The organism is Ruegeria sp. CL6, assembly GCF_056536465.1.
In genome coordinates, this window is the sequence record NZ_JBQFPR010000002.1 from 653,449 (window position 1) to 668,733 (window position 15,285).

11 protein-coding genes are annotated in these 15,285 nt (G+C 58.6%); 2 read left to right on the plus strand and 9 right to left on the minus strand.

The features are described 5' to 3' along the window. Positions 1–33: 33 nt before the first annotated feature. The 8 genes from murD to mraZ all read right to left on the minus strand — a co-directional run bounded on the left by murD (position 34) and on the right by mraZ (position 9,236). Entirely contained in the window at positions 34–1,434 is a 1,401-nt protein-coding gene (gene murD / locus ACR0LH_RS08110) for a UDP-N-acetylmuramoyl-L-alanine--D-glutamate ligase (protein WP_480720442.1), read from the minus strand. A 150-nt stretch (positions 1,435–1,584) separates the two neighbouring features. Further along, positions 1,585–2,667, minus strand: a complete 1,083-nt coding sequence (gene mraY, locus ACR0LH_RS08115) for a phospho-N-acetylmuramoyl-pentapeptide-transferase (protein ID WP_480720443.1) — start codon at positions 2,665–2,667, stop codon at positions 1,585–1,587. Positions 2,668–2,691: 24 nt separating this feature from the next. Next, positions 2,692–4,086 (minus strand): UDP-N-acetylmuramoyl-tripeptide--D-alanyl-D-alanine ligase, encoded by a 1,395-nt coding sequence (locus ACR0LH_RS08120; protein ID WP_480720445.1) that lies wholly within the window; start codon positions 4,084–4,086, stop codon positions 2,692–2,694. After that, positions 4,083–5,564, minus strand: coding sequence for a UDP-N-acetylmuramoyl-L-alanyl-D-glutamate--2,6-diaminopimelate ligase (locus ACR0LH_RS08125; protein ID WP_480720447.1), 1,482 nt, complete (start codon positions 5,562–5,564; stop codon positions 4,083–4,085). The genes ACR0LH_RS08120 and ACR0LH_RS08125 overlap by 4 nt, the downstream gene beginning before the upstream one ends. A 22-nt stretch (positions 5,565–5,586) precedes the next feature. After that, positions 5,587–7,374 carry a peptidoglycan D,D-transpeptidase FtsI family protein gene (locus ACR0LH_RS08130; protein ID WP_480720448.1) on the minus strand — a complete coding sequence of 596 codons (1,788 nt, stop codon included), beginning with the start codon at positions 7,372–7,374 and terminating at the stop codon, positions 5,587–5,589. Then, positions 7,371–7,739, minus strand: coding sequence for a cell division protein FtsL (gene ftsL / locus ACR0LH_RS08135; RefSeq protein ID WP_170384392.1), 369 nt, complete (start codon positions 7,737–7,739; stop codon positions 7,371–7,373). Before ftsL ends, ACR0LH_RS08130 begins: the two co-directional genes overlap by 4 nt. Further along, complete coding sequence (rsmH, locus tag ACR0LH_RS08140; RefSeq protein ID WP_480720450.1) at positions 7,736–8,728, minus strand: 16S rRNA (cytosine(1402)-N(4))-methyltransferase RsmH; 993 nt, start codon at positions 8,726–8,728, stop codon at positions 7,736–7,738. The genes ftsL and rsmH overlap by 4 nt, the downstream gene beginning before the upstream one ends. Positions 8,729–8,732: 4 nt before the next feature. Beyond that, positions 8,733–9,236 carry a division/cell wall cluster transcriptional repressor MraZ gene (mraZ, locus tag ACR0LH_RS08145; RefSeq protein ID WP_170384396.1) on the minus strand — a complete coding sequence of 168 codons (504 nt, stop codon included), beginning with the start codon at positions 9,234–9,236 and terminating at the stop codon, positions 8,733–8,735. Between the two features lie 911 nt (positions 9,237–10,147). Between mraZ and ACR0LH_RS08150 the strand changes: the two genes are divergently transcribed. Continuing rightward, positions 10,148–10,372: a DUF1127 domain-containing protein gene (locus ACR0LH_RS08150; RefSeq protein WP_170384398.1), complete on the plus strand. Its 225-nt coding sequence runs from the start codon at positions 10,148–10,150 to the stop codon at positions 10,370–10,372. Positions 10,373–10,889: 517 nt separating this feature from the next. Here ACR0LH_RS08150 and ACR0LH_RS08155 read toward each other — a convergent pair. Next, the gene (locus tag ACR0LH_RS08155) at positions 10,890–13,283 is read right to left on the minus strand and encodes an ATP-dependent helicase (RefSeq protein ID WP_480720452.1); all 2,394 of its coding nucleotides are present in this window, start codon (positions 13,281–13,283) and stop codon (positions 10,890–10,892) included. Positions 13,284–13,463: 180 nt separating this feature from the next. Between ACR0LH_RS08155 and ACR0LH_RS08160 the strand changes: the two genes are divergently transcribed. Continuing rightward, on the plus strand, positions 13,464–15,236 hold the full coding sequence (locus tag ACR0LH_RS08160) for a sensor domain-containing diguanylate cyclase (protein WP_480720454.1): 1,773 nt from the start codon (positions 13,464–13,466) through the stop codon (positions 15,234–15,236). Positions 15,237–15,285: the final 49 nt, after the last annotated feature.

Sequence of the window (15,285 nt, forward strand, 5' to 3'; positions counted from 1 at the left end):
AACTTGGCTCAACCGGCGGTCTATTGCAAATGACTATTCCGACAGTCTCTGCTGAACCTGCGCCTCGAAGTCTTCTCCGCGTCGCTCGAAACTGTCGTATTGGTCAAAACTGGCCGCCGCTGGTGCCAACAATACGGTTTCACCCGGCTGGGCGTCCGACATGGCCTGTGCCACGGCCTCGGCCATGGTGGTGCAGACCAGAGTGTCTGCGTCAAGCTGCATGGCAAATCCGGCAGCCTCGCGCCCGATCACATAGGCTTTGATTACCCGCGCCGAAGCAGCATTTAGTGCCGACAATCCACCCTCTTTCTCCAGTCCGCCGCAAATCCAGCGAATTTTGCCGAACGCGTTCAGCGCCTTCAGCGCGCTGTCTACGTTGGTGGCCTTAGAGTCGTTCACGTAGGTGACGCCATCTGCTTCGGCGATGATCTGGCTGCGGTGTGGCAGGCCGGGATAGCTGTGCAGGGCGTCCTCGATCACGCGGGGGGCCAACCCCAGCGCGCGACAGGCTGCGTAGGCGGCGCAAGCGTTCTGGTGGTTATGCGATCCGGGCAGCCCCTTGATCCCGCGCATGTCAATCGACCCGGCCTGCCGACCCTTGCGGTATTCGGACAGAAACCCCTTGCGCGCAAAGACCTGCCATCCGGGTCCAGTCAGTTTGCGCGCAACCGATACGCGGATCACCCGGTCGTCCGAGGGCCCCTCGGCAAGTTGACCGGCCAGAAACGCCCCCTCTTTCTCATCAATGCCGATCACGGCGCGGTCCGGTCCGCCTTCAGCAAACAGCCTCCGCTTGGCCGCGAAATACCCACCCATTCCACCGTGGCGATCCAGATGATCCGGCGAAAGATTGGTGAAAACCGCGATATCCGGCGTCAAAGCTCGGGCAAGTTCCGTCTGATAGCTGCTCAGTTCCAGCACCACGACAGAGCCATCCCCGCCCGGCTCAATATCCAGAACGCCCCGCCCGATATTCCCGGCCAGCTGAGCCTCTCGCCCCGCTTCGGTCAGGATATGGTGGATCAAAGCGGCCGTGGTCGATTTGCCGTTCGATCCCGTCACCGCAATCACGCGCGGAGGCATATCGTAGTTGTTCCACTCCGACCCCGCGAAAGACCGGAAGAACAACCCGATGTCATTGTCCACAGGCACGCCCGCGTCCAATGCGGCGGCCACCACAGGGTTCGGGTCAGGATAAAGATGCGGAATACCAGGCGAAACGATCAGCGAGGCGATGTCGTCAAACGCACCATGACGCAGAAGATCGGCGCAGGCAAAACCTTCGTCCTCCGCCTTCTCGCGCGCGGCGGGGTTGTCGTCCCAACAGACCGGCTCTGCGCCGCCAGCCCTTAATGCGCGTGCGGCGGCCAGCCCTGACCGGCCAAGCCCCAGAACCGCAACTTTATGGCCTGAAAACCCTTTGACCGGGATCATGCTGCCCACCCTTTTTTGACTTTGGTTTAGGCGTCACCCTGCGCAGAAGACCCCTTCATTGGCAAGGGCGTAGACAGGCTCGCGCGCCAGCGCGAGCCGGGCCCAACAGGTGGCAGGTGGACCGAAGGTCCGCCGAACCTGGCGGGAGCGTTACCGGACTTTCAGCGTTGCCAGACCAATCATCGCGAGGATCAGGGAAATGATCCAGAACCGGATCACGATCGTCGGTTCCGCCCACCCCTTTTTCTCATAGTGATGGTGGATCGGTGCCATCAGGAACACGCGGCGTCCGGTGCGTTTGAAGTACAAAACCTGAATGATCACGCTCAGCGCTTCGACAACGAACAGACCGCCGACAACGGCCAGCACCAACTCGTGCTTGGTAGCAACCGCGATTGCACCCAGCGCGCCCCCTAAAGCCAATGAGCCGGTATCGCCCATAAATACAGCGGCGGGCGGCGCGTTGTACCAAAGAAACCCAAGCCCTGCGCCGAAAAGCGCCGAGGTAAAGATGAAGATTTCACCCGTTCCCGGCACATAATGCACATCCAGATATTCGGTAAAGTCGACCCGGCCCACCGCATAGGCGATGATCCCCAGCGTCGATGCCGCGATCATGGCAGGCATGATCGCAAGCCCGTCCAGCCCATCCGTCAGGTTCACGGCATTCGCCGCGCCCACGATCACGACAATCGAGAACGGAATGTAGAACATTCCCAGATTGACCAGCGTGTCCTTGAAAACCGGCACGGCCAACTGGTTCTGCAAAGCCTCAGGATGGTGCAAAGTCGCCCAAAGCGAGGCAAGAACGGCAATAATGACCCCCAGAGCAAGCCTCATCTTGCCCGAAACGCCCTTGGTGTTCTGCTTGGACACTTTGGCGTAGTCATCTGCGAAACCGATCGCCGCGTAAGCCAAAGTGACAAACAGCACCATCCAGACATAGGGGTTGTCCCACCGCGCCCAGACCAGAGCCGACGTCACCAGCGCCCCCACGATCAGCAGACCGCCCATGGTTGGCGTTCCCGCCTTTGAGAAATGCCCTTCGGGACCGTCATCCCGGATCGGCTGACCCTTACCCTGCTTTCTGCGCAATACGTTGATCAGCGGTTTTCCAAACAGGAAACCAAAGATCAACGCAGTCATGAAAGCGCCGCCTGCACGGAACGTGATGTACCGAAAGAGGTTGAAGAAATCCCCCCCGTCCGACAGGCCGGTCAACCAATAGAGCATATTAAAACCTTTCTCGTGCGGCGATCATGGGTCAAGCGCGCTCCCTTGCCCCATTTTCCGCAGACCGTCAACAATCTGCGCCAAAGCCATGCTCAATGAGCCTTTGGCCAGCACCGTATCACCGGCCTGTATCAACTCTGGCAAATGCGCCGCCAATTCAGCGCTGGTTTCAAACCACAGACCGCGTTTTTCATCCGGCAAAGCGTCGTGAAGCGCCTTCATCAGCGGGCCGATACAATGAACACGATCAACCCGCTGCATGGCATCCACGCGGACCATATTGGCGTGCATTTCGGCTTCCTGAGCACCCAACTCTTTCATATCGCCCAAGAATGCGATCTTGCGGTTACCCTGTGATGCGGCCAGCACATCCAGCGCGGCCTCCATCGAGGTTGGATTGGCGTTATAGCTGTCGTCCAGCAATTCGACCTGACCACCAGCAGAAAGCGCAATCTGCTCTCGCACCCCGCGCCCCTTGACCGGAGACCACCGGGCCAATCCAGCAATCGCATCGTCCAGCTCGACGCCCAACTCGACACAAGCGGCCAATGCCCCCAGCGCGTTCATCGCGAAATGCGTTCCGGCAGATTGTACGTCAAAAGCGAATTGGGCATCGCCGACCATCGCCGCGGCATGGATCGAATCGGGCGATTGCGTGACGTCCTTCAGGACATAGTCCGCAGCGGATCGCCCGAACTCTACAACCCCAGCCCCATTTTCCAGGGCACACTCACGCAGAATCTCTGCGTGCTCTACATCCGCGTTGACGATAGCCGCGCCGCCTTTGGTCAGACCTTCAAAAATAGCGGCCTTTTCATGGGCGATCCCGGCAACGGACTCGAACGCCTCAAGGTGGACGGCCGCTACAGTGGTCACCAACGCCACGTGCGGGCGGGCCTGCCGCGCCAAGGGCGCAATCTCTCCGGGGTGGTTCATGCCAATCTCGATCACGGCATATTCTGTGTCGCGTGGCATACGCGCCAATGTCAGGGGAACGCCCCAATGGTTGTTGTAGCTGGCTACGCTGGCATGAGTTTTTCCCTGCGTTTCCAAGATGTTAGACAGCATTTCCTTGGTCGAGGTCTTCCCGACGCTGCCCGTGACCCCCATCACCCGCGCGCCCGTGCGCGCACGCGCGGCCTGCCCCAACGCCTCCAACCCTGCCTGAACGTCGTCCACGATCAGCAAGGGCGCGTCTTCAGATACACCATCAGGAACACGGGACACCAGCGCGGCACCTGCCCCTTTTTCCAACGCCTGCGCGACGAACTCATGCCCGTCGCGCGCCGCTTTCAACGCTACAAAAAGGTCGCCGGGCTGCAAGGTTCGCGTATCAATCGACACGCCGTCCGCCGTCCAATCGGTTGTCGCACGCCCACCGGTGGCTTCGGCAGCCTCGGATGCGGTCCACAAGGTCATGCTACTCTCCCGTCAAGGGCAGCCACGCTTATGCTTGCCTGCTCCACATCATCAAATGGCAAAACCTGATCACCGACGATCTGGCCCGTCTCATGCCCCTTGCCTGCAATCAGCAGCGCGTCGCCGGGTTGCAAGGCATCGACACCGCGCAGAATGGCCTCGGCCCTGTCACCGACTTCGGTTGCACCCGGTGCCCCTTGCATCACCGCCTCGCGGATCACTGCGGGGTCTTCACTGCGCGGGTTGTCATCCGTTACGAAAACCACATCGGCGTTGTTCGCAGCAGCCTTGCCCATCAGAGGGCGCTTCCCTGCATCCCGATCGCCACCTGCACCAACGATTGCAATTAGCCTGCCCATGACATGCGGACGCATCGCCTTGAGCGCGGTCGCAACCGCGTCCGGCGTGTGGGCGTAGTCCACAAAAACCGCCGCCCCGTTCTCTCGCGTTGCCGCCAGTTGCATGCGTCCACGCACGGTTGTCAGGTGCGGTAAGGTTTCAAAGACACGCTCGGGGTCTTCTCCGCCAGCGATCACAAGCCCGCAGGCCAAAAGGACATTCTCGGCCTGAAACCCTCCGATCAGGTTCAGGCGCGTTTGAAAGACCTTTCCCTTCCATGAAAAGCGCAGGTCTTGACCCGTGGAGTCAAACCGCTGGTTCATCAGACACAGGTCTGCATCCCCCAACCCTACGGTCAGCACATCCTGCCCACGGTCTTCGGCGATCTTGCGGATATGCATGCCTTTGGGGTCGCTCATGTTGATGACGACCGTTCCATCCTGTGGCAGCACGCGATCAAACAGACCCGCCTTGGCCGCAAAATAGGCCTCGAATGTTTCGTGGTAGTCCAGATGGTCCTGCGTGAAATTTGAAAACCCCGCCGCAGACAAGTTCACCCCATCCAAGCGCCTTTGTTCCAAACCGTGCGAGGACGCCTCCATCGCGGCATGGGTCACGCCGTTTTCAGTCGCTTCTGCCAGACACCGATGTAGGGTAATAGGCTCTGGCGTGGTATGGGCCAGTGGCGCAGTCCATGCCCCCTCAACCCCGGTTGTGCCAAGATTGACTGCCGCGTGGCCCAGCTCCATCCAGATTTGACGCACAAAGGTTGCGACTGATGTCTTGCCGTTTGTCCCGGTCACGGCAACGATGGTCTGCGGCTGCGCGCCGAACCAAAGTGCAGCACATCCCGCCAACGCCTGACGAGGGTCCTCGACGACGACCAGCGCCGCATCCGAGCCCGACAGTTCATCCGCCGCAATCGCAGCACCCTCGGCGTCCGTCAGGATGGCCGCTGCGCCCATCCGCAAGGCGAACTGAATAAACTCGCCCCCGTGAACCCGCGTTCCGGGAAGGGCAGCGAACAAGTAGCCGTCCTTGACCTCTCGGCTATCGACGGCCAGCCCCGTAATTTCCGGGTTTGCGCCACCTCGGGCGGTCAGGGCCAGTTGGCTGAGTTTCTTTGTCCTTGTGCCCATCGCCCACCTCTTGCCGGACAGTCTAATTTGAGGTCAGCGTTATAGCAGCGCGCGCCTCAGGCTCAAGCCGGGGACGCAGCCCCAGCAAAGGGGCAACGCGACCGATCAATTCGGCGGCCACGGGCACCGCTGTCCAGCCTGCCGTGCGGCGCTTTTCGCCATAGGCAACGATGGAGGGTTCGTCCAGCGTGACGATCAGAACATATTTGGGATCATAGGCCGGAAAGATCGTCGCAAATGTCGCGATGACCTTGTCGTCATAATAGCCGCCGCGTGGTTTCGGCTTGTCGGCTGTGCCGGTCTTACCCGCAACATCATAACCCGCCACATCACCGAAGCTGGCTGTCCCGTCCGTAACCACCTTGCGCAACATCTTCTGCGCCTGAAGCGCGGCACCATGTGACAGCACGCGGGGACCGTATTGAGGGCCATTCTTTCGCAAGATCGTCGGGCTGACATAGTGCCCACCGTTGGCGATCGCCGCATATCCGGCAGCCAGATGCATGGGACTGGTCGACAACCCGTGGCCGTAAGAGATGGTTACGGTGCTCAACTCGCCCCATTTCTTGGGCTTTAGAGGCTCGCCGCCTGCGGCTTCGACAATCTCAAAGGGTGTGGGCTCAAACATGCCAAGCGCGCGCAGAAAATTCTGCTGCCGCTGTGCCCCGATTTGCAAGGCCAACCGCCCGGTACCCCGGTTCGAGCTGTGGACGATCACATCCGCAACGCTGATTTTACCGTAGTTCTTGCCGTTGAACTCACCAATCGGGAAACGCCCGATTTTCATCGGCCCAGAAGTGTCGATGATCGTCTCAGAGTTCACCAGCCCCAGTTGCACCGCCTGCGCAGCCGTGAAGATCTTGAAAACCGATCCCAGCTCGTAAACACCCTGCACATAGCGGTTGAACAAGGGGCTATCAGAGGGATCAAAACCCGAGGTCGGCGGGCGCGGGCGGTCGTTGGGGTCGAATGAAGGCAACGACGCCGCAGAGATCACTTCGCCCGTATGCGCGTTCATCAGAACGGCCGAGGCACCCTTGGCATTCATGATATTCATGCCGCCATACAGGACCTGCTCGACCGCAGCCTGAATGGTCAGGTCCAGCGACAGTTGCAGCGGTTTGTTGCCGTTCGCCGGATTGCGCAGATAGTCATCGAACTGTTTCTCGACCCCGGCAACGCCAATCACCTCGGCAGCGCTGACGCCTTCGCGCCCAAAGCCCGATCCGCCAAGAATATGCGCGGCCATTTTGCCATTAGGATACAGCCGCATCTCGCGTGGGCCAAACAGGATGCCGGGATCACCGATGTCATGGACGGCCTGCTTCTGCTCGGGAGAGATGCGCTTTTTGATCCACAGGAACTTGCGGTCGCCGGTGAAGTCCTTGACCAGACGTTCTTTTTCCAGATCAGGAAAGATCGCGACCAACTGATCGGCCGCAGCCACAGGGTCGATCATCAGGGGCGGCTGGGCATAGACCGAATAGGTATCCAGATTGGTTGCGAGAATTCGCCCTTCGCGGTCGACGATATTGGCCCGCTGCATCGCTATCGCAGCCCCCGGCGCACTGGCCAGCGGCTCTTGCGCCTCGGACGTTGCCAGCATCCCCATTCGGATACCCACCACCGCGAAGGCACAGAAAAAGAACAGGCCGAGCACCAAAAGCCGCCCTTCCGCACGGGCGCGGGCGTGATCCTTCATGTCTTCGTGGCGCTGGCGAATATTCTCGCGCTCGATGGCCTTGGGGTTTTCCCCGCGCGCGCGTGCGTCGAGAATATGGGCCAGAGGGCGAAGTGGCGTGCGCGTCATGGGATCTGCACCTCGCCCAGAGCCTGAATGTTGGTCAGTGCCTGCAGCTCAAACGGATCTACGATTGGCAGATCGGGGTCTTCTGCATAGGCAATCTGGTCAGCACGACCGAACTGTTCGGCGCGCAGGGGAAGCAAGCCCAGACGCTCAAAATTCAGATCGGCCAGCTCGCGCAGGCGATCCGGGCGGTTGAGATACGCCCATTCAGCGTTCAGGACCGCAAGCCGCACCTGAGCCACGCCAATCTCGCGCTGCAACTTCTGAGTTTCTTTCACGACCTGCTGGGTGCGGTAATTCTCTTGATACGCCCAAAGCGCCAATCCGAACACGGCCAAGGCAGTCAACACATACAATACACTTTTCATTTTGCCCTTCCCCCAAGTTGCGGCATCCCAATGGCGCGGGCTTCAATTTCCCCCGCCGGTGCCTCGGTCCGCACAGCAACACGCAGCTTGGCCGAGCGCGCGCGCGGGTTTTCCTGCAATTCCTGCTCATCCGGCCCAACAGCCTTGCGGGTCTTGAGCGTAAACTGCGGCTGGTCCTGTTCCACCTCAGGCGCATACCGATTTGCACGCCCGGTCTTGCCAGCACGGGACTGCAGGAACCGTTTGACCATACGGTCCTCGATCGAGTGAAAGGTCACCACCGCAAGCTGTCCGCCCGGCTTCAACGCCCGCTCAGCCGCCATGAGCCCCTGGAACAGTTCTTCATATTCGGCGTTCACCGCGATCCGCAGCCCTTGAAAGCTGCGCGTTGCCGGATGCGATTGACCCGGCTTCGGACGCGGAAGGCAGGATTCTATAATCTCAGCCAGACGCAGCGTCGTGGTAATTGGCGCCTCGGCCCGCGCCTTTACGATGGCCTTGGCGATCCGGCGGCTGGCGCGTTCCTCGCCAAAATGGAAAAGGATGTCGGCCAGTTGCGCCTCGCTTGCCGAATTGACCAGATCAGCGGCGCTTTCACCCTGCTGGCTCATACGCATATCCAGCGGACCGTCTTTCATGAAAGAAAAACCGCGCTCGGCCTGATCCAACTGCATGGACGAGACCCCGAGGTCCAGCACCACCCCATCCAGATCCTGCGCGTATTCATCCATCCGAGAGAACACGCCCTGCTGCATCACCAACCGGTTGCCATACTCCCCCGCCCAATCAGCGGCCATCTCAAAGGCCAGCGGATCCCGATCCACGCCGATGACTTTTTCGGCACCGGCATCCAGCAAGCCGCGTGTATACCCTCCGGCACCAAAGGTTCCATCCAGCCAGACGCCAGACACGGGCGCCACGGCTGCAAGCAACGGACGCAGAAGGACAGGAATGTGAGGTTTCTCGGAGGGGGTCTCAGCGCCGGCCATGCCGTTACGCATCCCCGGTGCCGTCTAGGAACTCCAGAGGATCAAAGTCCCCCGGCTGTTCGTCCAACCATTCTTCGGCCGAAGCCAATTCTTCCGATTCATATGTCTCGGGCTTCCAAATCTGGAACGTGTCCCCGGCCGCGATAAAGAATGCCTCGCCCTCAAGTCCGATCTTGTTGCGCAGCTTGGCCGGCAACACCAGACGGCCGGTCTCATCCACCGTTGTCGGGAAGGACTGGCCATGGAACATGCGTTGCAACAGCTTCCGCTGCATCGAACCGCGTGGCAATGCGTCGATCTTGTCATCAACTTCGTCAATCGCCCGCATCGTGTAGCATTCAAGAAATTTCCGACGGTGGTCGCCATAGACAATCACAAGCTCTGGATTATCGCCGGGCTGCCAGTTGGGGTCACAGGATTCAAGCACACGGCGAAAAGAGGCCGGGATCGAGACCCTGCCCTTCGTGTCCACCTTATGGTGGCTTTCACCTCTAAACCTGCGCGCCAAGACGACTGTCCCTTTCGCTTGCGCCCCACCTAAAATTCACGTTCCCCCCGGATGAAAAACGGCGGGTTGATCTGCTGCCACTGATCAACCCGCCGCATTGACCCGCCTTGCGGGATGTCCAGCTGCGCGCGCCACCTGGGGGGATGTCTGCTCGCCCGCGCGCCGGATCTCTTGAATGATGAAAGCGAGATGCCTGTATGAAACCTGAATTTTTTTGGTTCGGGGTCGTTTGGTGCCCCATGTGCCTCGTCCTCATCGGATGAATAAGGGATGACATGGGAAATCATGGAAATCAACAGGAATTTTTAGCACGCAACTGCGATTCAATGAACATATCCAACAGAAACGAAGTTGAAAACACCAAAGTTTACCCACAAATTGTGCCACAAGGACATTTAGTCACATTATATAGTCAAAAGTTGCCCGCCCAAGTTATCCCATGATTTCCCAAAAAAATTTCAAGAATCGTGTTTTTGACTGAAAGTGGCCGCGTACCTCACCTGATGTCGACGAATCGCCCGCGCCCAATTCCCAATAAAACCGCCAGACGAAAGACCATTCCCAGAAAGGACCCATGAATTCCCGTGACCCTTTGAAACCGAGGCCAACCTCCGCGAAATGCGGCCATAAAATTTCAAATCGCCCAAATTTCAGGACACCTCGCCCAAAGAGGCGGCATAATCATGCACTGCAGTATCTACGTGAAAACCACTCACCAAGGCGCCGCTGACGAAAAGTCATATTTTAAAGGCACTTTCACACTCAGGTTTACAACTCTTTGATATCCATGCGCTTGCCGCATAGCAGCAATGATCACGTGACCTATTGTGCAACCGCAGCATTGGCTTATTTTCAGTCTCAAGCAAACGCCGGCAGACACCGGCAACGACACAACAAACCGGGTTACGCACATGGCTGTAGCAACACATCAGACCGCGCTTGAAAGCGCTCCGGCAACCGGCCTGGCTTCGCTGATCGAGGCCGCAAAAACCCGGTACGGTCGCTATCGCATCTACCGTCAGACGGTGAACGAACTGTCGGAACTATCGAACCGCGAGCTGGCCGATCTGGGCCTGCACCGTTCGATGATCCGCCGCCTGGCAATGCAAGCGGCCGAAGAACACTACGCGCGCTAAGCGCAACATATACCGAGATCAGGTCCTTCCTCCTCCCTTAGGATCTGTATTTCAGCGGCGACATTTCTCCTCCTCCCTAATGTCGCCGCACCTTATACCGGCCCTAACTGCCGGAAACTGATACACCGGGTACTCCTCCTCCCTTTCTCGGTGTTGAAAGCGCGCGGCGACGTCTCTCCTCCTCCCTGACGTCGCCGCGTCTTACAGATACCGGGATCAAACCCGGATAGAATACATCAGGGCTCTCCTCCTCCCTGCCCTGATGTTGAAAGAGCGCGACGACACCTCTCCTCCTCCCTGGTGTCGTCGCGACTTACACATACCGGGATCAAACCCGGGTTCGGATACATCGGGACTCTCCTCCTCCCTGTCCTGATGTTGCAATGAACGGCGGTTTCCTCTCCTCCTCCCTGGAAACCGCCGTTTTCTTTGCTCGAAACAAAAAAGAGGGCGCGAACGCCCCTTGCTTCTTCTGTTCAAAATACTTCGGAGCGCGAGGCAGAGCCTCGCAAAAAACTCAGAACGGCACGTCATCCTTGGCCGACAGGAATCGCGAGACGACCTTCTTCACCCCCGCCTTGTCAAAATCGACTTCGACCTTGTCGCCTTCGATTCCAATCACTGCGCCATAGCCAAACTTCTGGTGAAACACACGCTCTCCCATTGTGAAACTGGCCACTGCGGTCGCATCAATCACAGTGTTCCGGCTTTCGCGGGGTTGAGACGTCCCATATTGCCCCTGCCGCGCCTGCATCCGCTTCCAACCCGGAGAGTTATAGACATTCGCTTCGGCCGCGCGGTTTTCGATGCTGGCCGTCGCCTGCCCCCCGCCATAAAGACCCGGAGGCGTCAGAACCTCCACGTGATCCTCGGGCAATTCGTCAATGAAACGCGAGGGCATTGAGTTCTGCCATTGCCCAAACACCCGCCGGTTGGCGGCAAATGAAATCGTGCAAACTTCTTCGGCGCGGGTAATCCCCACATAGGCCAGGCGCCGTTCTTCCTCGAGCCCCGTGATCCCCGATTCGTCCATTGACCGCTGTGAGGGGAACAAGCCATCTTCCCACCCCGGCAGGAACACGGCGGGAAACTCCAAGCCTTTGGCCGCGTGCAGCGTCATGATCGAGACCTTAGCCCCATCGCCATCCTGTTCGTTGTCCATGACCAAACTGACATGCTCCAAGAACCCTTGCAGATTCTCGAAATTGTCCAGTTGATTGACCAGCTCCTTCAAGTTCTCCAACCGACCCGGAGCCTCGGGCGTCTTTTCGTTCTGCCAGTGGGCCGTGTAGCCGGATTCGTCCAAAATGATCTGCGCCAGCTCGATATGAGAGACTTCGGGCTCTCCAAACCGCAGCGGCGCGCCGTCGTCGATGACCGAATCGTCCTCGACCTCGATCCGCGGCCCGCGCGTCATCGCATTCCACCGCGCCAGCCCGTCGATCAACTCGCGCAGCGCCTTGCCGCCCTTGCCTTTGATCAGCCCGCTATCAACCGCAATCCGCGCCCCGTCGACCAGAGACACACCATTTTCGCGCGCGGTCATCTGGATCTTTTGCTGCGCCTTGTCGCCCAAACCCCGTTTGGGCGTGTTCACGATCCGCTCGAACGCCAGATCGTCGCCGGGGCTGACCACCAACCGGAAATAGGCCATGGCATCGCGGATCTCCATCCGCTCATAGAACCGAGGGCCGCCGATCACCTTGTAAGGCAGACCGATGGTCAGAAACCGATCCTCAAACGCGCGCATCTGGTGTGAAGCGCGAACCAGAATCGCGATCTCGTCCAATCCCATCGGTCGAACGCCGCGCGTTCCGCCCTGCATCGCGTCGATTTCCTCACCGATCCAACGCGCCTCTTCTTCGCCATCCCAGTGACCTATCAGACGAACCTTTTCGCCGTCCTCCGCGTCGGTCCAAAGCTCTTTTCCCAGCCGGCTTTCATTCCCGCGAATGACATTCGAGGCAGCGGCCAGAATATGCGGGGTCGAGCGGTAATTCTGCTCAAGCCGAACGACATAGGCACCGGGAAAGTCTTTCTCGAACCGAAGGATGTTGCCCACCTCGGCCCCGCGCCAGCCATAGATCGACTGGTCATCATCGCCCACGCAACAGATGTTCTTATGCGCCCCCGCCAGAAGGCGCAGCCATAGGTACTGAGCGACGTTTGTGTCCTGATATTCGTCCACCAGAATATAGCGGAACCAGCGTTGATACTGCTCTAGAACATCCTGATGAGTTTGAAAAATCGTAACCACGTGCAGCAGCAGATCACCAAAATCGACCGCATTCAGTTCGCGTAGGCGGGTTTGGTATTGCGCGTAAAGCTCAATGCCCTTGTTGTTATACGCCCCGGCGTCCGCAGCGGGCACCTTGCCAGGCGTCAACGCCCGGTTCTTCCAGTCGTCGATGATCCCGGCCAGCATCCGTGCAGGCCAGCGCTTGTCGTCGATATTAGAGGCTTGGATCAACTGCTTGAGCAACCGCAACTGATCATCCGTGTCTAGAATAGTGAAATTCGATTTCAGGTCGACCAGTTCCGCGTGGCGGCGGAGAAGTTTAACGCAGATCGAGTGGAAGGTCCCCAACCAAGGCATGCCCTCGGCAGGCTGACCCAATAGCCGCCCGACCCTTTCTTTCATCTCGCGCGCTGCTTTGTTGGTGAATGTGACAGACAGGATCTCATTCGGTCGGGCACGCCCGGTACTCAGCAGATGCGCAATCCGCGCAGTGAGCGCCTTGGTTTTTCCAGTTCCCGCACCAGCCAGCATCAGAACCGGCCCATCCAGACGTTCAACCGCTTCACGCTGGGCTGGATTCAACTCGTCAAGATAAGGTGTGGGGCGCGTAGCCATTGCCCGCGCCGACAGCGATGCGCCTTCAAAGGCGTCCATTTCGTCGAAACTGCTCATGAACCCAAACTACGCTGGATGAGCACTGAGGGAAAGGGTTTGTTCACGCCTTGTTCGCAAAGAATTTTACTGTTTGGTTTTCGACAATTCAACTCAACTCGTCCGTTTCGATCAGAGAGAAATTAACCTTCCATCAAAACTTGCGCCAGATGCTCTGCGACAAGCTGTGGGAGCGCGAACATGAAATACAAAAGCGAAACGGGCTGGTCGTCCCGCCTTAAATTTGCTGCCATCATCCTGACATTGGGGGTTCTGACGGTCCTATCGGGCTGGGGCATATATGCCGTCCCGGCACCTGTCGTCGACAGGATGCTGGAATCCGATCTACGGAAAGACGCCACCCGGCTGGGCAAGCAGGTCACTTCGCATCTTCGGGATGTAGAAGCCACGTTTCAGACAGGTTTCGTCAATGGCCAGGATCAGGAATTTCTGGAACTTCTTCCAGCAACGTCCGACATATACAGGTTCAAGCTGTTTAATGCCGACGGACGTGTTTTCTGGTCTTCGCGCCACTCGGATCTGGGCGCGACGAACACAAAACCGTATTTTCAAAGCGTCATCCGTCAGGGAAACATGTACTATAAACATGAAGAAAAGCCCCTGACCGAAGTAGAAGATTTTGATGGCGCGGCGATTCAGACATCCGGCCCCGAAACGCGTCACGTGGCCGAAATCTACACACCAGTTATTCGCGACGGTCGTTTTCTCGGGGCGATGGAGTTCTATTCGGACATCACGGATGTGCGAAACCTGTTCACTCAGCGCGTCCGACTGTTGCTGTTCATTCTAAGCGCCGTGGCGTTGCTGGCTCTGACCATCGTAACGCTGGTGGTCTTCCGCGCGAACCGCCGCCAGGTGAGCAGCCTGCGCGGACGGGCTGTGAAAGAACGGCAGTTGATGGACGAACAACTCCGCCTTGCGCGTGAGGTTCGCTTGCTCGGCGAATTGAACGAATGGCTGCAATCAAGCCGGTCGCTGGACGAGCTTTTTGACATGGTATCGCGCTTTATGACCCATATCCTCCCGGAAGCGGAAGGCAGCGTTTATGTCTACTCGAATTCTCGCGACGTGCTGGACGGGTGCGCCAGTTGGAACGGCGGCTGTCACAAGGCGCACATCCATCCCGAGGGGTGTTGGGGTCTGCGCCGGGGCCGGACCTATGAATTTGGGGCGTCGGAGATCGATTTTGTGTGTGAGCATGCCGAGCCCCATGACGGCAGACCCTATTTTTGTTTTCCAATCCTGGCGCATGGGGAAACGGTCGGCCTACTGCACTTACGTGCGCTCGAAGGGAAACAAGAGAGTTTTCACGCCAGCAAGAAGCTCGCCCAGCTTTGCGCCGAGCAAATAAGCATGGCGATCGCCAACGTTCGCATGCGCGATCAGTTGCACGACCAGTCGGTTCGCGATCCTCTGACGGGGCTGTTCAACCGCCGGCACATGACGGAAACCCTGCGCAAATCCATCAATCGCAGCCAACAAACGGGTGCGCCACTCAGCCTGATCGCCGTCGATGTGGATCACTTCAAAAAGTTCAATGACACCCACGGGCACGACGCCGGGGACATGGTTCTTCGTGCAGTCGGGTCCGCACTGGAACAAGGTTGCGACCGGGACGAGATCGCCTGTCGTATCGGCGGTGAGGAATTCATGCTGATCCTGCCTGACAACACCCCCGAAGACGCAATGACCCGTGCTGAACAAATTCGTCAGGCTGTCGAGGCTGTCTCGGTCCGGTATGGTGAGAAATCGCTGCCGCGCATCACAATCTCTGTCGGCGTATCCCACTATCCGGCGCACGGAACCATGACGCAGGATCTGATGCGCGCAGCCGATGACGCACTGTACACCGCCAAGGACAACGGCAGAAATCAGGTTCAGGTCGCGCGCGGCCACACTGCATCGAATGAAACTCCGCTGCGTTCGGTGAAGAAAGAGATGGGGGGTGGCTGAAACCGTGCCAAAAGCTTAATTTTCTTGCCGAATCGCACGTCAGGTCTGA

Bases quoted from the DNA above. Each gene is read 5' to 3' on its own strand.
- mraY (WP_480720443.1), bottom strand. From the start codon at position 2,667: ATGCTCTATTGGTTGACCGGCCTGTCGGACGGGGGGGATTTCTTCAAC.
- ACR0LH_RS08150 (WP_170384398.1), top strand. From the start codon at position 10,148: ATGGCTGTAGCAACACATCAGACCGCGCTTGAAAGCGCTCCGGCAACC.
- ACR0LH_RS08120 (WP_480720445.1), bottom strand. From the start codon at position 4,086: ATGACCTTGTGGACCGCATCCGAGGCTGCCGAAGCCACCGGTGGGCGT.
- ACR0LH_RS08160 (WP_480720454.1), top strand. From the start codon at position 13,464: ATGAAATACAAAAGCGAAACGGGCTGGTCGTCCCGCCTTAAATTTGCT.
- murD (WP_480720442.1), bottom strand. From the start codon at position 1,434: ATGATCCCGGTCAAAGGGTTTTCAGGCCATAAAGTTGCGGTTCTGGGG.
- ACR0LH_RS08155 (WP_480720452.1), bottom strand. From the start codon at position 13,283: ATGAGCAGTTTCGACGAAATGGACGCCTTTGAAGGCGCATCGCTGTCG.
- rsmH (WP_480720450.1), bottom strand. From the start codon at position 8,728: ATGGCCGGCGCTGAGACCCCCTCCGAGAAACCTCACATTCCTGTCCTT.
- ftsL (WP_170384392.1), bottom strand. From the start codon at position 7,739: ATGAAAAGTGTATTGTATGTGTTGACTGCCTTGGCCGTGTTCGGATTG.
- ACR0LH_RS08130 (WP_480720448.1), bottom strand. From the start codon at position 7,374: ATGACGCGCACGCCACTTCGCCCTCTGGCCCATATTCTCGACGCACGC.
- ACR0LH_RS08125 (WP_480720447.1), bottom strand. From the start codon at position 5,564: ATGGGCACAAGGACAAAGAAACTCAGCCAACTGGCCCTGACCGCCCGA.